18 protein-coding genes are annotated in these 20,085 nt (G+C 72.6%); 11 read left to right on the top strand and 7 right to left on the bottom strand.

The annotated features are described in order from the left end of the window. Positions 1-142: 142 nt before the first annotated feature. Entirely contained in the window at positions 143-1,771 is a 1,629-nt protein-coding gene (gene qcrB, locus AH6_RS35370; RefSeq protein ID WP_067488983.1) for a cytochrome bc1 complex cytochrome b subunit, read from the bottom strand. A gap of 253 nt (positions 1,772-2,024) precedes the next feature. Here qcrB and AH6_RS35365 point away from each other — a divergent pair, with 253 nt between their 5' ends. The 3 genes from AH6_RS35365 to AH6_RS35355 all read left to right on the top strand — a co-directional run bounded on the left by AH6_RS35365 (position 2,025) and on the right by AH6_RS35355 (position 4,913). Beyond that, positions 2,025-3,287 carry a PucR family transcriptional regulator gene (locus AH6_RS35365; protein ID WP_067488981.1) on the top strand — a complete coding sequence of 421 codons (1,263 nt, stop codon included), beginning with the start codon at positions 2,025-2,027 and terminating at the stop codon, positions 3,285-3,287. Positions 3,288-3,369: 82 nt separating this feature from the next. Continuing rightward, on the top strand, positions 3,370-3,942 hold the full coding sequence (locus AH6_RS35360; protein ID WP_067488979.1) for an RNA polymerase sigma factor: 573 nt from the start codon (positions 3,370-3,372) through the stop codon (positions 3,940-3,942). After that, on the top strand, positions 3,939-4,913 hold the full coding sequence (locus AH6_RS35355) for a CU044_5270 family protein (RefSeq protein WP_067488977.1): 975 nt from the start codon (positions 3,939-3,941) through the stop codon (positions 4,911-4,913). The genes AH6_RS35360 and AH6_RS35355 overlap by 4 nt, the downstream gene beginning before the upstream one ends. 48 nt (positions 4,914-4,961) lie before the next feature. On the opposite strand, the gene AH6_RS35350 is transcribed toward AH6_RS35355, so the two are convergent. From AH6_RS35350 to AH6_RS35335, 4 genes are all read right to left on the bottom strand, one after another. Beyond that, a complete protein-coding gene (locus tag AH6_RS35350; RefSeq protein ID WP_067488975.1) occupies positions 4,962-6,542 on the bottom strand; it encodes a DUF4153 domain-containing protein in 1,581 nt (526 codons plus the stop codon). Then, entirely contained in the window at positions 6,539-7,552 is a 1,014-nt protein-coding gene (locus tag AH6_RS35345) for a HAMP domain-containing sensor histidine kinase (protein ID WP_067488973.1), read from the bottom strand. The genes AH6_RS35350 and AH6_RS35345 overlap by 4 nt, the downstream gene beginning before the upstream one ends. Then, a complete protein-coding gene (locus tag AH6_RS35340) occupies positions 7,549-8,235 on the bottom strand; it encodes a response regulator transcription factor (protein WP_067488971.1) in 687 nt (228 codons plus the stop codon). The genes AH6_RS35345 and AH6_RS35340 overlap by 4 nt, the downstream gene beginning before the upstream one ends. A gap of 88 nt (positions 8,236-8,323) precedes the next feature. Beyond that, positions 8,324-9,805, bottom strand: coding sequence for a glutamate-cysteine ligase family protein (locus AH6_RS35335; RefSeq protein ID WP_067488969.1), 1,482 nt, complete (start codon positions 9,803-9,805; stop codon positions 8,324-8,326). Between the two features lie 204 nt (positions 9,806-10,009). Here AH6_RS35335 and AH6_RS35330 point away from each other — a divergent pair, with 204 nt between their 5' ends. Beyond that, positions 10,010-11,365, top strand: coding sequence for a HAMP domain-containing sensor histidine kinase (locus AH6_RS35330; protein WP_067488967.1), 1,356 nt, complete (start codon positions 10,010-10,012; stop codon positions 11,363-11,365). Positions 11,366-11,461: 96 nt separating this feature from the next. Here AH6_RS35330 and AH6_RS35325 read toward each other — a convergent pair whose 3' ends face one another. After that, the gene (locus tag AH6_RS35325) at positions 11,462-12,013 is read right to left on the bottom strand and encodes a YceI family protein (protein WP_067488965.1); all 552 of its coding nucleotides are present in this window, start codon (positions 12,011-12,013) and stop codon (positions 11,462-11,464) included. Between the two features lie 142 nt (positions 12,014-12,155). Here AH6_RS35325 and AH6_RS35320 point away from each other — a divergent pair, with 142 nt between their 5' ends. The 4 genes from AH6_RS35320 to AH6_RS35305 all read left to right on the top strand — a co-directional run bounded on the left by AH6_RS35320 (position 12,156) and on the right by AH6_RS35305 (position 14,939). Then, entirely contained in the window at positions 12,156-12,791 is a 636-nt protein-coding gene (locus AH6_RS35320) for a TetR/AcrR family transcriptional regulator (protein WP_083983788.1), read from the top strand. A 125-nt stretch (positions 12,792-12,916) separates the two neighbouring features. Next, on the top strand, positions 12,917-13,126 hold the full coding sequence (locus AH6_RS35315; RefSeq protein ID WP_245679612.1) for an ABC transporter permease: 210 nt from the start codon (positions 12,917-12,919) through the stop codon (positions 13,124-13,126). A gap of 158 nt (positions 13,127-13,284) precedes the next feature. After that, positions 13,285-14,196, top strand: a complete 912-nt coding sequence (locus AH6_RS35310) for a DNA-processing protein DprA (protein WP_067488961.1) — start codon at positions 13,285-13,287, stop codon at positions 14,194-14,196. A gap of 2 nt (positions 14,197-14,198) precedes the next feature. Then, positions 14,199-14,939 carry a hypothetical protein gene (locus AH6_RS35305; protein ID WP_067488959.1) on the top strand — a complete coding sequence of 247 codons (741 nt, stop codon included), beginning with the start codon at positions 14,199-14,201 and terminating at the stop codon, positions 14,937-14,939. A gap of 95 nt (positions 14,940-15,034) precedes the next feature. Here AH6_RS35305 and AH6_RS35300 read toward each other — a convergent pair whose 3' ends face one another. Continuing rightward, positions 15,035-16,225 carry a lipid-transfer protein gene (locus AH6_RS35300; RefSeq protein ID WP_067488957.1) on the bottom strand — a complete coding sequence of 397 codons (1,191 nt, stop codon included), beginning with the start codon at positions 16,223-16,225 and terminating at the stop codon, positions 15,035-15,037. Between the two features lie 109 nt (positions 16,226-16,334). Here AH6_RS35300 and AH6_RS35295 point away from each other — a divergent pair, with 109 nt between their 5' ends. From AH6_RS35295 to AH6_RS35285, 3 genes are all read left to right on the top strand, one after another. Next, a complete protein-coding gene (locus tag AH6_RS35295) occupies positions 16,335-17,921 on the top strand; it encodes an acyl-CoA synthetase (RefSeq protein WP_067488955.1) in 1,587 nt (528 codons plus the stop codon). Between the two features lie 61 nt (positions 17,922-17,982). Then, the gene (locus tag AH6_RS35290) at positions 17,983-18,834 is read left to right on the top strand and encodes a MaoC/PaaZ C-terminal domain-containing protein (RefSeq protein WP_067488953.1); all 852 of its coding nucleotides are present in this window, start codon (positions 17,983-17,985) and stop codon (positions 18,832-18,834) included. Between the two features lie 139 nt (positions 18,835-18,973). Continuing rightward, on the top strand, positions 18,974-20,014 hold the full coding sequence (locus AH6_RS35285) for an alpha/beta fold hydrolase (protein ID WP_067488951.1): 1,041 nt from the start codon (positions 18,974-18,976) through the stop codon (positions 20,012-20,014). The last annotated feature ends 71 nt before the right edge of the window (positions 20,015-20,085 follow it).

Here is a 20,085-nt window from a genome sequence, read left to right as displayed (position 1 = left end):
CCCCCAACAGCGGAAGGCGCTTTGCGCCTGCGTGCTTATTAAGTGCTGCTGGGACTCTGTCCCCCGCTGCCCCTGGCAGGGGGCTCCGCCCCCTGCACCCCCGTGTGGTGGTCGGGGTTGTTGGTCGTGTGGGGCAGTGATCTCAGTGTTCGGACTGGTCTTCTAGGGCTTTTTGTAGGCTGGGGGACTGGTCTCCGTTGGGTGGGGGTTTGGCCAGGTCTGCCATGAAGCGGCGGTTCAGGGCTATCCGCAGTTTGCGTAGTGGGCCCCTTGCTTCGGGGGACTCCACTCCTTGGTGCTCCGGTCGGCCCAAGGGGATCGCCGGGCGCGGTCGAGGGTCGGTGATCGCGCCTATCTCCTTCGCGGGCAGGTGGCGTTCCACCTCTGCAAAGCCGCCCTCGGGGGACATCCGGATGACGCCCGTTTCCAGGCCGTGGGTCGCCAGGCCCCGGTCGCGTTGTTGCAGGCCCAGGCAGATCCGGTAGGCGATGATGAACGCCAGGATCGGGCCCAGGATGATCGCGAAGCGGAAGAACCACGTCGTCCAGAACAGCGGGATGTGGAACTTGTGCGCGATCACGTCGTTGCCGCCCGCCGCCCACAACACCCCGTAGAAGGTCACGCCGCCCGCGCCGACGCCGGTGCGCGCCGGGACGTCGCGGGGGCGGTCCAGCAGGTGGTGGATCTCGTGGTCGCCCGTCACCCAGCGTTCCAGGAACGGGTAGGCGGCCAGGCCCGTGAACAGCAGGCCGGGCACCACCAGGGCCGGGACGATCACGTTCATCGGCAGGGTGTGGCCCAGGGCCGTGATCTCCCAGGCGGGCATGATCCGCAGCGAGCCCTCCAGCCAGCCCATGTACCAGTCGGGCTGCGAGCCCGCGCTGATCGCGCCCGGGTCGTAGGGGCCGAACAGCCAGATCGGGTTGATCTGGAAGAAGGCCGCCAGCAGCGCGCACACCCCGAACACCCACAGGAAGTAGGCCGTTGTCTTGCCGATGAAGACCGGGAAGAACGGGCCGCCCTGCACCGTCCGGTTCGTGCTGCCCTTGCCCGGGAACTGGGTGTGCGTCTGCCGCCACGTCAGCACCACGGCGTGCAGCGGGATCAGTGCCAGCAGGATGCCCGGGATCAACAGCACGTGCACCATGTACAGGCGCGGGATGATCAGGTCGCCCGGGAACTCCCCGCCGAACAGGAACATCAGCGCGTAGGAGCCCACCACCGGCAGCGACAGCAGCACCCCTTCCAGGATCCGCAGCCCCGTCCCCGACAGCAGGTCGTCCGGCAGCGAGTAGCCGAACAGGCCGTTCACCATGACGAGCATGAACAGCACGATCCCGATCAGCCAGTTCAGCTCGCGCGGCTTGCGGAACGCCCCGGTGAAGAAGTTGCGCAGCAGGTGGATCACGATCGCGCCCAGGAAGACGATCGTCGCCCAGTGGTGGATCTGCCGCATCAGCAGCCCGCCGCGCACCTCGAAGCTGAGGTGCAGCGTCGAGGCGTACGCCTCGCTCATCCGCACCCCGCGCAGCGGCACGTAGGAGCCGTCGTAGACGACCTCGGTCATGCTCGGCCGGAAGAACAGGGTGAGGAAGACGCCGGTCAGCAGGATGATCACGAAGGAGTACATCGCGATCTCGCCGAGCAGGAAGCTCCAGTGGTCCGGGAACGCCTTCCGCATCGCCTTGCGCAGGAACGCCGCGCCGCCGAAGCGCTCGTCGGCGGCCCGGCCCGCGCCCGCCAGGCGCGCCGGAGGGGTGGCGTTCGGCATCGGGACCTCCCGCGCGGCGGCCCGGAGGCGGCCGCCTCTGCCCTCCACTGTCGCACCGCGCGCCACGCGGGGCCACCCCGTGCGGGCTGTGAAGACTCGTCAGCCCCGGCGACCGAATCTGGTCGTTTCTCGACCTAGACTTTGCGCACCGCGCTCCGAGGGGTCATGATTTTTAACTCTTGAGCCACATAAGTAAGCAATTACCCCTTGTGCTGGGCGCGCGACGCAGGGGCACGGAACCGGGAGGGACCACGTGGCAGACGAGGCGGCCGGACGGCCCTGGGCGGACCTGCCCCGGGAGCTGGCCGATCACATGCGCCCGCACCTGGACGAGGTCGCCGACGACATGATCCAGGAGATCCAGTCCCGGGTCCGCGAGTACGACCGGCCCGGCGACGGCTCCTACTCGGGCACGCTGCGCCTGGCCGTCGAGCGCGTCCTGCACTACTTCGTGGACCGGGTCGCCGACTCCGGCCACGAGCCCGCCTCGGTCACCGACTTCTTCCGCGCCATCGGCCGCGGCGAGGCCGGCGAAGGGCGCAGCCTGGACGCCATGCAGACCGCGATGCGCGTCGGCGGCATGGTCGCCTGGCGGCGCATCGCCGAGGGAGCCTCGGTGCTGGAGGTCGCGCCGCGCACGCTGGGCGCGGTCGGCGAGGCGCTGATGATGTTCCAGGACGAGCTGGCCGCCGCGGCCGCCGAGGGCTTCGCGCAGGCCAAGGCCGCCGTCGCCGGGGAGATGCAGCGCCGCCGCCGGCGGCTGCTGGACCTGCTGTTCGCCGACCCGCCCGCCGCGCCCGAGGCCATCGCCGACCTCGCCGCCGCCGCGCACTGGCCGGTGCCGCGCACCGTCGCCGCCGTCGCGCTCGGCCGCCAGGAGGGCCGCCAGGCCGCCTTCCCGCCCGACATCCTCGCCGACCTCACCCGCCGCACCCCCAGCCTGATCGTGCCCGACCCCGACGGGCCGGGCCGCGCCAAGCTGATCGACCGCGCCCTCAGCGGCACCCTGGCCGTGGTCGGCCCGACCGTGCCGGTCGCCGAGGCCGCCCGGTCGGTGCAGTGGGCCCGCAAGACCCTCGGCCTGGTGCAGCGCGGGGTGATCGAGGCCGACGCCGGGGTGATCCGCAGCGTGGAGCACATGTCCACGCTGATCCTGTTCCAGGACGAGGAACTGATCACCTCGCTGGCGGCGCTGCGCCTGGCGCCGCTGTCGCACCTGCGCGCCAGCCAGCAGGACCGGCTGGCCGAGACGCTGCTGGCCTGGCTCCAGTCGGGCCGCAACGCCAACGAGGTCGCGATGCGGCTGCACGTCCACCCGCAGACCGTCCGCTACCGGCTGCGGCAGCTGGAGGAGCTGTTCGGCGACCAGCTCCTGGACCCGGACCTGCGCTTCGACCTGGAGATCGTGCTGCGCGCGCGGGCGCTGCTGGCCGACCGTCCGGGCGAGCAGATCCTGCCCGCCGCCAAGGAGGCGGTCGGCGATTCCGGGGAAGTCGTCAACTTCCGCCGCAGCTGAGGGAACCCGGTCGCGCGGGCCGGCCGAGTAGGGGGTGAAAGGTCCCCCTCGGAAGGAACCCGATGACGACGGAGACGATCCGGTGACCGCGTCCGACGCGGAACTGGTGCGGAGTTCGCTGCACCGGCCCGAGCACTTCGCCGAGCTGTTCGACCGGCACGGCGACGAGATCCACCGGTACGTGGCGCGGCGGCTGGGCGCGGCGGCGGCCGAGGACGTGGTCGCCGAGACCTTCCTGACCGCCTTCCGCAAGCGCGCCTCCTACGACCTGGACCGGCCCGACGCGCGGCCGTGGTTGTACGGGATCGCGGCGTTCGCGATCCGCGACCACCTGCGCTCCGAGCAGCGGCGCGGCCGGTTGCTGGCGCGGCTGCGGCCCGCGCGCGCCGAGTCGTTCGACGAGCGCAGCGACGCCCGGGTGGCCGCGCAGGGCCTGCGGCCGGAGCTGGCGGCGGCGCTGGCGCGGCTGTCGCCCGACGACCGCGAGCTGCTGCTGCTCATCGCGTGGGCGGAGCTGTCCTACGAGGAGGCCGCCCGCGCCCTCGGCGTGCCGCTGGGCACGGTCCGGTCCCGGCTGCACCGTATCCGCGCCAAGATGCGCGGCGCGTTCGGCGGCGTCAACCCCCTGCTGACCAGCGAGGAGTCCCTGGCATGACGCGTGACGAGATCACCCTGCTGCGGGCGGCCCGGCCCGAGGCCGCCGCGTACGATCCCGAGGCCAAGGCCCGGTTGCGGGCCCGGCTGGTCGTGGCCACCGACGGGCCCGAGCCGCGTGCGGCCCGGCGGACCCGGCGGCGCTTCCTGGTGGCCGGTGCGCTCACCGCCGTCGCGGCCGCCGGTGTCGTGGCGGTCCCGGCGATGGACCTGAGCGGCCCCGGCACGCCCGGCAAGCCCGCCAAGCCGCTGGTGCTGGGCCCCGTGGCGAGCGCGGCGAGCCTGGCCGACAACGCCGCCCGCACCGCCGTCGCGCAGGGGCCGGACGTGATGCGGCCCGGCCAGTGGGGTTACGTGAAGACGGTGCTGGCGTCCTCGTCCAAGGGGGTCGGCGGCTCGTTGAACGGCCCGCCCGACGGCCGCATGACCACCGAGGAGTGGCGCAAGGCCGACGGTTCCAAGGTCGCCCGGTACTTCGAGGGCCGCCTGGAGGTCACGGGCGGTTTCGGCGCCTACGCCTACCCCGAGCTGGTGAAACTCCCGACCGACCCGCAGGCGATGCTCGCCGAGGTCCGCCGCCGCGTCGCGGCCGAGGGAGCGCCGGTCGCCGCCGACGAGCGCGCCTTCCAGACCATCGAGATCATGATGCGCGACGTCCCGCTCCCGCTGAAGACCCGCGCCGCTCTGTACGGGGCGCTGGCGAAGCAGCCGGGCGTGCGCTTCGAGGCGCGGGCCGCCGACATCCTCGGCCGGCGCGGGGTCACGCTCTACCGGATCGACGGCCACATCCGCTCGGAGATCATGGTGGACCCGAAGACCTACGCCTACCTGGGCTTCCGGTTCGTCGTCGTCAAGCCGCACCGCGACACCAACGAGCACGGCGTCGAGCGCCGCTACAAGCCCGGCCAGATCCTCGGCTGGGGCGGGGCCGCGACGATGGCCGCGGTGGAACGGGCGGGCGACCGGCCCTGACGTGCGGCGCCGGTGGTGCGCTCGGGGGCGCACCACCGGCGGGCCGGGTCAGCAGGGCGTCTGCGCCGCCGGGGCGATCGGGCGGCGCTCCACCATCTGGCGGGCGTGGTGGCGGGACAGGTTGGCCGCCCACATCGGCTCGTCGCCGGTCACCCGGGCGGCGATGTCGCGCAGCGCGCAGGAGCGCTGCGGCTCCGGCAGGCGGCTCAGGGCGGGGGCCGCGTCGGCCGACAGGTCGCGCAGGTAGTACAGGTCGATCTTGCCGGTGTCCTCGAAGCGCACCACGTTGCGCTCGGCGATGAACGCGTCCGGGTTCAGCGCCGCCAGCGCCAGCAGGCCCGCCGCGCCGCTCGCCGCGACCGCGTGGGGCAGCCAGGACGCCTTCAGCCGCAGGCCCGCCGCCGCGACCAGCACCACCACCAGGCCGAGCCACAGTTCGAACGCGTGCACCCACAACCGCAACCGCGTCCACCCGTACGTCTCCTCGTACAGGTACAGGCGGCGCAGCGCCACGGCCACGATGACCAGCGTGAACGCGCACAGCACACCGAGCAGCGCCCGCACGGTCGTCCGGTCGGCGCGCGAGGCGAGCGGCGCGTGCCGGACGGCGTAGGCGAGCACGGCCAGCACCAGCACGGTCGCGATCACGAGCTGGAAGAAGCCCTGCCGCGCGTACTCGGCGTAGGTGAGGCCCGTCGAGGCGAGGACCTTGTCCTTGTCGGAGGCGAGCAGGACGTTGGCCTGGATCGCGCAGAACGCGAGGAACAGCAGGTCCAGCGCGGCGATCGGCACCGCCCACGTCCAGCGTCCGGCGGGCGCGGGCCGCGCCGGGGCCAGCTTGCGCAGCGGCGGGGGCGCGAACGCGAGGAAGACCAGGCCCAGCGTCAGCGCGGACGTCCCGGCCAGCAGGATCAGCCGCAACACCCCGGGGCCCGGCGACACGTCCGGGAACAGGCCGCCGACGAAGTCGCTGAACGCCGCGTCCGCCTGCGCGAACAGCACGCCGAACACCAGCAGCAGCGCCCCCGCGATCAGCGCCGTGCGCAGCACCGGGACGGCCCGGCCGCGCCCGGCGCTGGCCGAGGCGGCGACGCCGCGCGCCGCCCACGGAGCCAGGCGGCCCAGGGCGGGCGGCAGCGCGAGGCCGCCGCCGAGCACCTCCAGCCAGCTCCGGCCCCCGGCCACCGCGTAGGACGCGATCGGCAGCGCCAGCACCGTGGTCAGCGCGACCAGCCAGATCGCGTCGCGGTAGGCGGCGGTCGCGGCCAGCGCCAGGGCCAGGACGCCGAACAGCACGCCGGTGCGGTTGATCCTGCCCTTGCGGACGACCCGGCCCGCCGACCACGCGGCGGGCAGCACCACGGCCGCGACGGCGAGCGCGGTGAGCGGCACGTTCAGCCCCAGGTGGCCGCCCTTCTCCAGCCCGCCGAAGAAGACCGCGGCGGCCACCCCGGCGGCGATCACCCCGCCCAGCAGCAGCGGTGTGAACGCCCGGCGCGGCTCCTTCCACTCCGCGAACAGCCGCTCCGGCCAGGTCGGCGGCGGGGGCGGGCCCGTCGGGCGGGCGAACGGCGGCTGCGGCGGGGCGGGGACGGCGAGGGTGGTGCGCAGGGGGACGCGGTCGGTCATGCGGAACCTCCGGGCAGGACGACGCGGATACGGCACCCGCGCGGGGAGTCGACGACGTGGATGTCGCCGCCGTGCAGGTCGATGGCCCAGCGCGCGATGGCGAGCCCCAGGCCGGTGCCGCCGTCGGGCGTCCCGGCGTGCGAGCCGCGCGAGAAGCGCTGGAAGACGTGGGCGCGCTCGGCGGGCGGGATGCCCGGCCCCTCGTCGGCGACCTCCAGCACCACGCCGGTGCCCTGCGGGCGGGCGGTGACGGTGATCAGGCCGTCCGGCGGGCCGTGCCGGACGGCGTTGTCGAGCAGGTTGGCGAGCACCTGGTGCAGCCGGTCGCGGTCGGCGAGCGCGCGCAGCCCCGGCGTGACGTCGGCGGTGACGCGCGCGCCGGGCAGCCCGGCGGCGACCTCGCCGACGAACCGCGCGACGTCCAGTTCGGCCAGGTCGAGCCCGGTCGCGCCCGCGTCGGCGCGCGACAGGTCGAGGAGCTGGGTGACCAGGCGGCCCAGCCGCTCGGTCTGCTGCACGGCCGACTCCAGCACCTCGGGCGTGGCCGGGGTGACGCCGTCGGCGACGTTCTCCAGCACCGCCTGCAACGCGCTGATCGGCGTGCGCAGCTCGTGCGACACGTTGGCGACGAACTCGCGGCGCTGCCGGTCCACCTCCGCGAGGTCGGCGGCCATCCGGTTGAACGCGTGCGCCAGCTCGCCGACCTCGTCGCGGGAGGTGGCGCGCACCCGGCGGCTGTAGTCGCCGCGCGCCATGGCGCGGGCGGCGGCGGTCATCTCGCGCAGCGGCGCGGTCATGCCGTGCGCGATGAGCTGGGTGACCACCAGCGACAGCAGTATTCCGGCGGGCAGCGTCTGGCGGGCGCGGAAGCCCAGCACGTAGCCCCACAACACCAGCAGGGTCGCGGTGATGATGGTGACGACGGTGACGATGCCGAACTTGACCTTGATGGAGCGCAGCGGGTCCAGCGGGCGCGGCCATCTTTTCCACAGGCTGTGGAAAAACCTCACGGCATCTCCAGGCTGTACCCGACGCCGTGCACGGTGCGGATCAGCCCGGCCCCCAGTTTGCGGCGCAACGCCTTGACGTGCCCGTCCACCACGCGGGTGCCGGACGCGTCGGCCCAGTTCCAGACCCGCTCCAGCAGCACCGCGCGGGTCAGCACGGTGCCCTGGTGGCGGGCCAGGCAGTCCAGCAGGTCGAACTCGGTGGGCGTCAGGTGCACCTCGCGGCCGTCGCGCCGCACCCGGCGCGCGGCCCGGTCGATCTCCACGCCGCCCGCCCGCCACACGTCCCGCTCGGGTTCGGCGGGGGTCGCGGCGGCGGCCGAGCGGTCCACGCGGCGCAACACCGCGCGGGTCCGCGCGACCAGCTCGCGCATGGAGAACGGCTTGGTGATGTAGTCGTCGGCGCCCACGCCGAGGCCCACCAGCATGTCGGTCTCGTCGTCGCGGGCGGTCAGCATCAGCACCGGCACCGGCCGCTCGGCCTGCACCCGGCGGCACACCTCCAGGCCGTCGAAGCCGGGCAGCATGACGTCCAGGACGATCAGGTCCGGCTCCCCGGCGCGGGCGGCGGCGACCGCGCCGGGGCCGTCGGCGGCGGTCTCGACCGTGAAGCCCTCGGCCCGCAGGCGCGCCGCCACCGCCTGCGCGATGGTGGGTTCGTCCTCGACGACCAGAATGCGTGTCACAGGCCCGACTGTAGGCGGGCCGTGCGTGCGCTCTGGGCGCGAATTGTGCGGATCGCGTGTGGAAGATCCGCAGGGGGCCGGGGACGGGTCAGGGGCCGATCGGCCAGGTGTGCACCGGCTCGTTGGCGTGCATCCGCTCGGTGTAACCGCGCGTCATCAACCGCAGGGCCTCGTGCCGGGGCGTGCCGAACGACTCCTCGATGGCGTTGACCGTCTCGATCTGCCACGCGGCCCCGGTGCGTCCGGTGACGCAGCGCCGCTCGATGATCCCGAGCAGCCGGTCGCGGCGCGCGGCGTCCACGCCCCACTGCTCCAGCCCCTCGTGCGCGAGCGGCAGCAGCCGCCGCAACACCAGCTCGGCCGCCGGGACCTCGCCGAGGCCCGGCCAGTACAGGGTGGCGTCCAGGCCGTCGCGGGCGGCGCGGTGCAGGTTGTCGGCGGCGGTCTGGAACGACATCCGGGACCAGATCGGCCGCTCCTCCTGCGCCAGCATCCGCACCAGGCCGTAGTAGAACGCGCCGTTGGCGACGACGTCGGCCACCGTGGGCCCGGCGGGCAGCACCCGGTTCTCCACGCGCAGGTGCGGGCGGCCCTTCACCACCGCGTAGATCGGCCGGTTCCAGCGGTAGACGGTGCCGTTGTGCAGCGACAGCTCCTCCAGCTTGGGGATGCCGCCGTCGTCCAGCACCGCGACCGGGTCCTCGTCCTCGCAGATCGGCAGCAGCGCCGGGAAGTAGCGGGCGTTCTCCTCGAACAGGTCGAACACCGAGGTGATCCAGCGCTCGCCGAACCACACCCGGGGCCGCACGCCCTGCGACTTCAGCTCCTCGGGCCGGGTGTCGGTGGCCTGCTCGAACAGCGTGATCCGGGTCTCCTGGTGCAGCCGGTGCCCGAACAGGAACGGCGAGTTGGCCGCCAGCGCGACCTGCGGCCCGGCGATGGCCTGGGCGGCGTTCCAGTACGCGCCGAACTCGTCCGGGCTGACCTGGAGGTGGAACTGCACGCTGGTGCAGGCCGCCTCGGGGGTGATGTTGTCGGCGTGCATGCGCAGCGGCTCGGCGCCGTCGATGGCGATGTGCAGCTCCTCGCCGCGCGCGGCGAAGATCTGGTCGTTCAGCATCTTGTAGCGGGCGTTAGAGGACAACGTCTCCTCGCCGATGTCGGAGCGGCGGAGCGTCGGCAGGATGCCGATCATCACCAGGTTGCCGCCGACCTCCTGGGCGCGCCGGTCGGCGTGGTCCAGATGCCCGCGCACCTCGGCCTCCAGCTCGCCGGTGGCCTCGCCGCCCAGCTCGCGCGGCGGGATGTTGATCTCCAGGTTGAACTGGCCGAGCTCGGTCGCCCACGCCGGGTCGGCGATCGCCTTCAGCACGTCGGCGTTGCGCATCAGCGGGTCGCCCAGCGCGTCGACGAGGTTCAGCTCGATCTCCAGCCCGATGTGCGGGCGCTCGAACTCGAACTGCGACTCGCCCAGCATCCTGGCCAGCACGTCCAGGCAGCGCCGCACCTTGTCGCGGTAGCGCCGCCGGTCCTCGCCGCTGATGGTGACCGCCGTGACGTCCCTGCCCATGTAGACCGTCCCTGTCCGCCCGCGGGTGTCACCGAACGGATGTCCCGTCTGGCGGCGGTGAAACCCGGAGGCGGGTTTCGGGTGCCCGATTTGTTACCGGTGGGTACTTTGAGGTGCCGGCGCGCCGCCGCGCACCGGATCGTGACACTGTGTGATGGAGATCGGCCGGCGCGGCCGGGCGGACCACGGACGGGGGAGGGGACCATGCGGCTGCGGCCCCGGTCGATCCGGGCGCGCGACACCCTGGTGGCCGCCGTGCTGGCGGCCCTGGTGTTCGGGGCGATCGCCGTCGGCGTGGACTTCGCGGTGCGCACCAGCACCAGCGCCGCGCTGCTCCAGGAGACCCAGCTCGCCGCGCGCCGCACCAGCGGCGGCGTCCGCGACGGCACGCTGCCCACGCCCATCCCCGACGACTCCGGCGGCCGGCTGCTGATCCAGGTCGTCGGCCCGCAGGGGCACGTGCTGGACGCCACGCCCGCCGCGGCCGGGCGCGCGCCGCTCAGCGGGTTGTGGCCGCCGCCCGACAAGCGCGTCCAGGACGTCGTGGAGTGCACCGGCCGCGGGCCCGGCCACCGCTGCACGATGGTGGAGGCGATCCGGGTCACCACCGCGCCGGACTCGGTGGTCGTCTACGCGGGCCGACGGCTGCCGTCCTACCTGGTCACCGGGCTGCTGGAGATCCTGCTGGCGGCGGCGGTGCTGGCGCTGTCGGCGCTGGTGGCGTGGATCACCTGGCGGATCGTGGGCCGCACGTTGCGCCCGGTGGAGGAGATCCGCGCCCAGCTCGCCGAGATCAGCGGCAGCGACCTGAGCCGCCGGGTGCCGCAACCGCCCGGCCAGGACGAGATCGCGCTGCTGGCCCGCACCGCCAACCAGACCCTGGACCGGCTGGAGCACGCGGTCGCCCAGCAGCGCCGCTTCGCCTCCGACGCCTCCCACGAGCTGCGCACGCCGATCGCGGGCCTGCGCGCCAACCTGGAGGACGCGGCGATGCACCCCGACGACACCGACCTGCCCGAGGTGGTCGTCTCGGCGCTGCGCGACACCGACCGGCTGGAGTCGATCGTCACCGACCTGCTGCTGCTGGCCCGGCTGGGCACCGGCGGCCTGGCGGCGCGGGAGGACGTCGACCTGGCGGCGCTGGTGCGCGCGGAGGTGGAACACCGCCGGGACGGCGGGCGCGTCCGGGTGGTGGCGGAGGAGCCGGTGCCGGTGCGCGGGGTGCGGATGCAGCTGGTCAGGCTGCTGAACAACCTGCTGGACAACGCCGGGCGGTACGCCGGGGGCGACGTCCTGGTGGAGGTCGGGCGCTCGGGGGACGAGGCGTTCCTGAAGGTGACCGACGACGGGCCGGGCATCCCGGCGGCCGACCGGGAGCGGGTCTTCGAGCGGTTCACGCGGCTGGACACCGCGCGCAGCCGGGGCGCGGGCGGCACGGGCCTGGGGCTGGCCATCGCGCGCGAGATCGCCAACACGCACGGCGGGTCGTTGCAGGTGGTGGACAGCCCGAAGGGGGCGTGCCTGGCGCTGACGCTGCCGCTGGCGGCGGACGAGGAGTGACGCTGTGCTCTGAGCAGCGCGAAGGGCCGTCCACAGGGTGTGGACGGCCCTTTCGTCGTTGGCGCTACGGGGTCCGGCACAGGCCCCGGGGGCGGGTCAGGAGCGGACGGCCTGGATCTCCAGCGCGATGTCCACCTTGTCGCCGAGCAGGGCCTTGTCGCCCTTCAGCGGGACGTTGAACTCGATGCCCCAGTCCTTGCGGTTGATCGTGGTGGTGGCGGAGAAACCGGCGCGGAAGCCGCCCCAGGGGTCCTCGCCGACGCCGTTGAACTCCACGGCCAGGGTGATCGGCTTGGTGACGTCCTTGATGGTCAGGTCGCCGTCCACCAGGTACTCGCCGCCCTCGGCGCGCACGCCCTTGGTGGCGAAGGTCATGACCGGGAAGTTCTCGACGTCCAGCACGTCGGAGGTGCGCACGTGGGCGTCGCGGTCGGCGTTGCGGGTGTCCACGGAGGCCATCGTGATCTCGGCGGTCGCGGTGGACTCGGCCAGGGTCTCGGCGATCTGCACGGCGCCGGAGAACTCGGTGAAGCTGCCGCGCACCTTGGTCATCAGGTGCCGGATGGCGAAGGTGACCTCGGAGTGGGAGGGGTCGATGTTCCAGGTCCCGGCGGTCAGCTCCGGGGAGACGGTGGCGATGGCGGTCATGGTGGCTCCCGTAGTGTTTGAACTTTCAACGACACGGCGGAGACTAGTTTACTTTTCAAGCACTTGTCAAGCGGGCGGGCCGCGCCGCCCCGGGAAAACGACATACAGCCCGTACTGTTTGTTTGTTGGGTAGGGTGCGGGCATGCCGACGTCCGCCCGCCCCCGCCGCACGCAGGAGGAGCGCACCGCCGCGACCCGCCGCGCCCTCCTCGACGCGACCGTCGAGTGCCTGGTGGAGCACGGCTACCACGGCACGACCACCACGCGCGTGGTGGAACGGGCCGGGGTGTCGCGCGGCGCGCAGGTGCACCACTTCCCGACCAAGAACGACCTGGTGCTGGCCGCCGTGGAGCACCTGGCCCGCAAGCGCGCCGACCGGTTCGTGCGCCAGGACCTGGAGCGGCTGCGCGCCTCGGCCGACCCCATCGGCGACGCCCTGGACCTGCTGTGGGAGTCGCACCAGGGCCCGCTGTTCGAGGCGTCGATGGAGTTGTGGGTGGCCGCCCGCACCGACCCCGACCTGCGCGAGCACGTGGCGCGGCTGGAGCGGGGCGTCACGGCGGGCATCCTGGAGCTGGGCGAGGTCTTCCTGGGCGACCGGGTGTCGGACGCGGAGTTCCGGGGCGACCTGTACGTGATGCTGGAGACCGTCCGGGGCCTGCGGCTGCTGATGTTCATCCACCCCACGACCCCCGAGCGGACCCGCGCCCGCTGGCAGCGCAGCAAGGACCGGCTGCGCCTGATCGCCGAACGCTGGCCCGGCCCCGACCCGGTCTGACCTGGCTCGATCCGGTCCGGCCCGAAGGTTTGATCCGGGTCTGACTTTGCCGCCTTTCCCGGCGCGGCGATTACCTTGGGTGACTGACCTGTCACGAAATCGCCGGTGATCGGGGAGCCATGGCGGTGACGGCCGAGGGAGCCGCCGGGCGCGCGCTGTTGGGCGTCGCGGTGACGGCGGGCTACGCGCTGTCGCAGGGCTGGCCGGCGGTGGTGCCGCCCTGGGCGGTGGCGGGCGGCGTGGCGGCGACGCTGCTGATCGGCGCGCTGGCGGGCCTGTACTCGGCCGTCCGAGCCTCCCGCCTGCCCCCGACGGAGGCCCTGTCCGCACCGTGACAACAAAGAGGCCCCGGCGGCCGGGGAGAGTGGCCGCCGGGGCCGCCTGAAAAGGCATAGGCCGTGCTCATCGGCGCTGGCATCTGCCATACTCGAACTGACGTTCGAATGAGGGGTGGGGAGTGGTGATGGAGAGACCACCCTCGTACTCTGATGCCATGGACACCGTCAGCCTTGAGGAACGCGCCGCGCTCGTGGCGCTCCTCCAGGCGCGCCCCGCGGGGATGAGCTGGAGTGACATCACGGCGGAGGTCCTTGGGGCGGGCAGTGCGCTCGCGGTCTGGGAGAGCCTCGTCCCTCCTGCCCTGATGGCCCCTCCGGGCGAAGCGGACCCCTTGGAGTCCGCCGCCCAGGAGATCCGCCGATGGGAGGACCAAGGGGACAACATGCTCACCGTCCTCGACGGTGCTTATCCCGCTCGTCTGCGGGAGGTCCACGAAGCGCCGCCGGTCCTCTTCGCGCGCGGCGCGTCGTTCACCCATGACAACGCCGTCTCCGTGGTCGGCTCCCGCAAGGCGTCCGATCGCGGCCTGGACATCGCCGCGGGCATCGCCGCGGAGTTGGCGGCCCACAAGGTGACGGTGTTGTCCGGCCTGGCCGCCGGTATCGACACCGCCGCCCACCGCGCGGCACTCGACGCCGGTGGGCGCACGGTCGCGATCATCGCGAGCGGGATCAACAAGGTCTACCCGGCCGCCAACCGTGAGCTGCACGCGGAGATCGCCGAACGCGGCCTGCTGCTCTCGCAGTTCTGGCCCGACGCGCCTCCGCAGAAGCACACCTTCCTCATGCGGAACGCGACCATGTCGGGATACGGGCTGGCGACGGTGGTGGTGGAGGCCGGTGAGCACAGCGGTGCCCGAGCGCAGGCCCGCATCGCCGTCGGGCACGGACGACCGGTCATCCTGACGGACCTGGTCGTGGACCGCAACGAATGGGCCAGGGCCTTGGTCGGCCGGCCGGGCGTTCACGTCGCGGGCGGACTGCGCGAGGTGCTGGACATCATCGGCGGGCTGATCAGTGCAGGCTCGTCGATCGAAGCGGCCCTACGGCGCCTGGTCTCCGCCTGAACATGGCCGGTTCCGTCGTAGAACGGCAGCTGCGTGCGGCTCTGATCGCGTCCGCTGGGGGATATCTGCGCAATCCGGTGTGGCGCAGTCAGGTCACCTGCCGGATCTGCGCGACGCCCGTCGACGGTTACCCGTGCTGTTACGAGTGCAATCAGCACCGCGTCCACCGAGGGCTGGCGGACGCGGTCGCGCCGGTCACCTACGCGGTCAGAGGATCCCAGTCGGGGTACATCATGCGCGGTTACAAGGCCCCGCGCAGGCTTGAGGCCCACTACTCCGTGGTGGCCACGCTCATGATCTTCGCTTTGCTCAAACACGCCCGATGCTCGGAAGCGGTCGCGAACGCCGAGGTCACGCACTGGACGTCGGTTCCCTCGCTTCCGGCCAAGCCCGGCGAACACCCCTTCCACCACATCGTGAAGGATCACGCGCCCGGCGTCGAAGCACCGCTGCGGGCCGCTGACCGGGCCACCGACAAGCGGGCCGTGAACGCGGACCACTTCGTCATGGAGAAGGCGCTGCCGTCAGGCTCGCATGTGCTGTTGCTGGACGATACGTGGGCCAAGGGAGGACACGCGCAGTCGGCGGCCCTGGCGCTGCGGAGGGCGGGTGCCCAGAAGGTCTCCGTCTTGGTCGCGGCCCGTTGGATCAATCCGGGCTACAAGGACAACGGCGCGTTCATCAAAACCCTTCCGGATTACGAACCGGACATCTGCCCCTGGACGGGGAGCGACTGTCCCTGAGAAGCGGTGGACGGGCTTGAAGCCCTTCGTGGCCGGAAAGAGGCCCCGGCGGCCGGGGGGAGTGGCCGCCGGGGCTCTTGGCCTGCCGGGGAGGGCTAGCGGGCGGCCTTGTAGACCGTCACGACGGCCGCGCCGCCCAGGCCGATGTTGTGCTGGATCGCGCCGGTCACGTTCTCGACCTGGCGCTTGTCGGCCTGGCCGCGGATCTGCCAGGTCAGCTCCGAGCACTGGGCGAGGCCCGTCGCGCCCAGCGGGTGGCCCTTGGAGATCAGGCCGCCGGACGGGTTGACGACCCAGCGCCCGCCGTAGGTGTTGTCGCCGCTGTCCACCAGCTTGCCGCCCTCGCCCTCGGCGGCCAGGCCGAGCGCCTCGTAGGTCAGCAGCTCGTTGGTGGAGAAGCAGTCGTGCAGCTCCACGACCTGCGCCTCGTCCGCGCCGAGCTGCGCCTCGTCGTAGGCCTGACGGGCGGCCAGCGCGCTCATCTTCGCGCCCACGATCGTGATCGCGCTCTTGGACGTGAAGGTCTCGCTGGTGTCGGTCACCATTGCCTGGCCCGCGATCTCGACGGCGCGGTCCCACAGGCCGTGCTGCTCCACGAACCGCTCGGACGCGATGATCGCGGCGCCGGAGCCGTCGGAGGTCGGCGAGCACTGGAGCTTGGTCAGCGGGTCGTAGACGGTGCGGGCCGCCTTGATGTCGTCCAGCGAGTACTCGTCCTGGAACTGGGCGTAGGGGTTGTTCACCGAGTGCTTGTGGTTCTTCCAGCCGATCTTGGCGAACTGCTCGGGCGTGGTGCCGTACTTCGCCATGTGCTCGCGGCCCGCCGCGCCGAACATGTACGGCGCGATCGGCTCGCCCTTCCACTCGTGGAGCGGGAACAGCTCCTTCAGGTGGTTCAGCATCGGCTGCTCGCGGTCCTCGTAGGTGGAGCCGAGCGAGCCCTTCTGCATCTTCTCGAAGCCGAGGGCGAGGGCGCAGTCCACGACGCCGTGCTTGACCGCCTGGCGGGCCAGGAACAGGGCGGTGGAGCCGGTCGAGCAGTTGTTGTTGACGTTCACGACCGGGATGCCGGTGATGCCCAGCTCGTAGACGGCGCGCTGCCCGGAGGTGGACTCGCCGTACACGTAGCCGACGTACGCCTGCTGGATCTTGTCGTAGGAGACGCCCGCGTCCTCCAGCGCCTTCGTCCCGGCCTCGCGGGCCATGTCCGGGTAGTCCCACTCCCGGCTGCCGGGCTTCTCGAACTTGGTCATGCCGACCCCGACGACAAAGGTCCGGTTGCTCATGGGTTTCGCGCCTCCTCCGGTTTCCGGCGACGCTAGGCCCTGTCTTAGAAACAGTCAAGCTTGTATGTTTCTAGCCGTCGTGACCCCGTGACGCCCCCTCGGAGGACGGATGTCCCGCAGCTTCAACCTGGCCGACCTGTTCGAGATCGTGGCCGACGCCGTGCCCGGCAAGCTCGCCCTGGTCGCGGGGGAGGCGCGGCTGACGTACGCCGAGCTGGACGCGCGGGCCAACCGCGTCGCGCACCACCTGGCCGCCGCCGGGGTGAAGGCGGGCGACCACGTGTCCGTCTTGGCCTACAACCGCGCCGAGTGGCTGGAGGCCCAGATCGGCGCCTACAAGCTGCGCGCCGTCCCGGTGAACGTCAACTACCGCTACACCGCGGGCGAGCTGGCCCACGTCATCGGCGACTCGGAGTCGGTCGCGCTGGTCGGCGAACGCTCGCTGATCGCGCGGCTGGGCGACGCGCGCGGCGAACTGAAGCACCTGCGGCACGTGCTGGTCATCGAGGACGGCTCGGACGCGCCGGTGGACGGCCTTCCCTACGAGGACGCCCTTGCGGAAGCGTCCCCCGAGCGCGGTTTCGACGAGCGCTCCGGCGACGACCTCTACCTGCTCTACACCGGCGGCACGACCGGCCTGCCGAAGGGCGTCATGTGGCGCTCGGAGGACATCTTCATGTCGGCCATGTTCGGCGGCAACCTGCTGGGCGAGCCGATCGCCTCGCCCGAGGAGCTGTCCACCAAGGTGCTCGACGGCGGCCTCACCACGATGGTGTGCGCGCCGATGATGCACGGCGCGGGCATGTGGGTCGCGTGGATCGCGCTGACCTCCGGCTCCACGCTGGTGTTGTGGTGCGGGCGCAGCTTCGACACCGCCCGGGTGTTGTCGATCGCGGCCGAGGAGAAGGCCCAGGTCATGCTGCTGGTCGGCGACGTGATGGCGCGCCCGATCGCCGCCGCGCTGGCCGCGGACCCCGGCGCGTACGACCTGTCGAACATCCTCGCCATCGGCACCGGCGGCGCGGCCACCTCGCCCGACGTGAAGGCGCGGCTACACGAGCTGATCCCGTCGATGCTGATGGTGCTGGACGCGTTCGGCGGCTCGGAGACCGGCGCGTCCGGCCAGGCCGTCGAGCCCGCCGCCGACGGATCGCCGCGCTTCCTGCCGCGCGGCGACGACGTGGCCGTGCTCGACGCCTCGTTGCGCCGCCTCCCGCCCGGCTCCGGCGAGATCGGCCAGCTCGCCCGCACCGGCCGCATCCCGCTCGGCTACTGGAACGACGCGGCCAAGACCGCCAAGACCTTCGTGCACGACGCCGAGGGCACGCGCTGGGCGTTGCAGGGCGACATGGCCCGCGTGGACGAGGACGGCTCGATCGTGCTGCTCGGCCGCGGCTCGCTGGTCATCAACACCGGCGGCGAGAAGGTGTTCGTCGAGGAGGTCGAGGCGGCGCTGAAGCGGCACCCCGCCGTCTACGACGCGCTGGTGGTGGCCGTGCCCGACGAGCGCCTGGGCTCGCGCGTGGCGGCCGTGGTCTCCACCACCGCCGAGGTCACCGCCGACGAGCTGGCCGCGCACTGCCGCGCCGACCTCGCCGGGTACAAGGTGCCGCGCGACATCCGCCTCGTGCCCGAGGTGAAGCGCTCCCCGGCGGGTAAGGCCGACTACCGCTGGGCCAAGGGCCTGTACTCCTGACCCGCCCCCTGCCAGAAAACAGTCGGGAACGCATGTTCCCGATGACGTCACCGGAGGAACCATGAGCGACCAGCCGCAGATGAACAAGCAGAACCTGGGCGAGTGGAGCGACCCGTTCGGCTTCGAGGTCGACGCCGAGCGCACCGTCGCCTACGCCAAGGCCACCAACGACGAGAACCCCCGCTACCTGTCGGGCGAGCTGGCCCCGCCGGTGTTCGCGATCGTGCCCGTCTTCGAGGGGATGATCGGTCCGCTGTTCAAGGTGGTGCCCGACAGCCTCATTCCGTTCGTCGTGCACGGCGAGCAGGACATGGTGTTCCACCGGCCGATCACGCCCGGCATGAAGCTGACCTCGCGCGCGATGGTCACCGGCTACGCCTCCAAGTCGTCGGGCACCACGGTCTCGCTCAAGCTGGAGACCCGCGCCGACGACGGCGACCTGGTGAACGAGCAGTGGATGGTGTCGTTCTTCCGCGGCTTCCAGGCGGGCGAGACGGTGGGCGAGCTGGCCCCGGCGCACGGCTTCCCCGACGACCTGCGCGGCGGCACCCCGTTCGCCGAGGTCACCCAGCACGTGGACGAGGACCAGACCTTCCGCTACTCCAAGGCGTCGGGCGACCCGATGCCGATCCACCTGGACGAGGAGTTCGCCAAGTCGGCCGGGCTGCCCGGCATCATCGCGCACGGCCTGTGCACGATGGCGTTCACGTCCCGCGCGGTGATCGAGTCGGCCGCCGCCGGCGACCCGGCGCGGCTGAAGCGGCTCGCGGTGCGGTTCTCCAAGCCGGTGCTGCCGGGCCAGGACGTGACCACCCGCATCTGGGAGAAGGGCGCGGGCGCGTTCGTCTTCGAGTCCACCTCCAGCAGCGGCGACGTGGTCATCAAGGACGGTCTCGCCGAGATCGGGAACTGACCGCGCGGTGCGGGCCCGGGACGCGGGCCCGCACCGCCGCAAAGCGGATGCTCATCACGGTCATACCCGGCGCGCAATTGGACATCATTCCGGGGCCCGCCCCCATGTCCCTCCCGAGCCTCCCCGAGGTGGTGAGCGAATGTCTCCGCGAAACGACCGGACGCGCGCGCAACACGAGGGCCGCCTGAGCCGGTACCGCGCCCGCCGTGCCGTCCGCCGCGCGGCCCACCGCGTCCCCGGACCGGTCGGCACCCTGCGCGCCGAGCCCGTCCCCGTCACCGGGGCGGGCGGCGTCCCGCTGCACGTCGAGGTGGAGGAGCACCCCGACCCGTCCGCGCCGACGATCGTGTTCGCGCACGGCGTCACCGTCACCCTCGACACCTGGCACTACCAGCGCGCCGAGCTGCGCGACCTCGGCCGCGCCGTCTACTACGACCACCGGGGCCACGGCCGCTCCGGGCCCACCGAGCCCGGCGACGCGACCATGGCGCGGCTGGCCGAGGACCTGCGGACGGTGATCGAGGCGACCGCGCCGCCGGGCTCGCCGGTGGTCGTGGCCGGGCACTCCATGGGCGGCATCACGATCATGGCGCTGGCCACCCACCACCCCGAGCTGTTCGGCGACCGGATCGTGGGCGTCGCGCTGTGCGACACCTCGGCGTGCCTGGCGGAGTCGGTGTTCCACCTGCCGCCCCGGCTGGCCCAGGCCGGAGCGCCCTACCTGGGCCGGCTGATGGCGGTCCTGCTGCGCAACCCGGGCCGGCTGGACGCGGCGCGGCGGCTCACCGCGCTGCTCACCGCCCCGCTGGTGGGCCGGATGGCGTTCGCCGACCCGCGCCGCGACCCCGCGCTGGTGCGCTCGGTGTACCAGATGGTCGCGGCCTGCCCGTCCCGGACGCTGGCGGCGTTCCTCGCCGACCTCGCCGACTACGACCTGCGCGAGACGTTGCACCCGCTGTCGGAGGTGGAGACGCTGGTGCTCGCGGGACGGCACGACCGGCTGATCCCGCTGGCGCACAAGCGGGTGATCGCCGACCGGGTGCCGGACGCGCGGCTGGAGGTGGTGCGCGGGGCCGGGCACATGGCGATCATGGAGCGCCCCGACGTGGTGAACCCGCTACTGCGCGACCTGGTGACCCGCGCCGTGACCCGCCGCGCGAACGGCACGCGCACGGCCTAGGACCTGCCCCAAAAACCTCAGCCGTCTCTCAAAGACCTCAGCCGTCGCGCGAGTGCCTAACTGGCCCGGCG

The organism is Actinomadura hibisca NBRC 15177 (assembly GCF_001552635.1).
Taxonomy (GTDB): Bacteria; Actinomycetota; Actinomycetes; order Streptosporangiales; family Streptosporangiaceae; genus Spirillospora; species Spirillospora hibisca.
Note: the sequence above shows the minus strand (reverse complement) of the source record. Positions and strands in the feature narration are given on the sequence as shown.

Bases quoted from the DNA above. Each gene is read 5' to 3' on its own strand.
- AH6_RS35305 (WP_067488959.1), top strand. From the start codon at position 14,199: ATGGCCGGTTCCGTCGTAGAACGGCAGCTGCGTGCGGCTCTGATCGCG.
- AH6_RS35335 (WP_067488969.1), bottom strand. From the start codon at position 9,805: ATGGGCAGGGACGTCACGGCGGTCACCATCAGCGGCGAGGACCGGCGG.
- AH6_RS35325 (WP_067488965.1), bottom strand. From the start codon at position 12,013: ATGACCGCCATCGCCACCGTCTCCCCGGAGCTGACCGCCGGGACCTGG.
- AH6_RS35320 (WP_083983788.1), top strand. From the start codon at position 12,156: ATGCCGACGTCCGCCCGCCCCCGCCGCACGCAGGAGGAGCGCACCGCC.
- AH6_RS35350 (WP_067488975.1), bottom strand. From the start codon at position 6,542: ATGACCGACCGCGTCCCCCTGCGCACCACCCTCGCCGTCCCCGCCCCG.
- AH6_RS35285 (WP_067488951.1), top strand. From the start codon at position 18,974: ATGTCTCCGCGAAACGACCGGACGCGCGCGCAACACGAGGGCCGCCTG.
- AH6_RS35330 (WP_067488967.1), top strand. From the start codon at position 10,010: ATGCGGCTGCGGCCCCGGTCGATCCGGGCGCGCGACACCCTGGTGGCC.
- qcrB (WP_067488983.1), bottom strand. From the start codon at position 1,771: ATGCCGAACGCCACCCCTCCGGCGCGCCTGGCGGGCGCGGGCCGGGCC.
- AH6_RS35290 (WP_067488953.1), top strand. From the start codon at position 17,983: ATGAGCGACCAGCCGCAGATGAACAAGCAGAACCTGGGCGAGTGGAGC.
- AH6_RS35300 (WP_067488957.1), bottom strand. From the start codon at position 16,225: ATGAGCAACCGGACCTTTGTCGTCGGGGTCGGCATGACCAAGTTCGAG.
- AH6_RS35355 (WP_067488977.1), top strand. From the start codon at position 3,939: ATGACGCGTGACGAGATCACCCTGCTGCGGGCGGCCCGGCCCGAGGCC.
- AH6_RS35295 (WP_067488955.1), top strand. From the start codon at position 16,335: ATGTCCCGCAGCTTCAACCTGGCCGACCTGTTCGAGATCGTGGCCGAC.
- AH6_RS35310 (WP_067488961.1), top strand. From the start codon at position 13,285: ATGGACACCGTCAGCCTTGAGGAACGCGCCGCGCTCGTGGCGCTCCTC.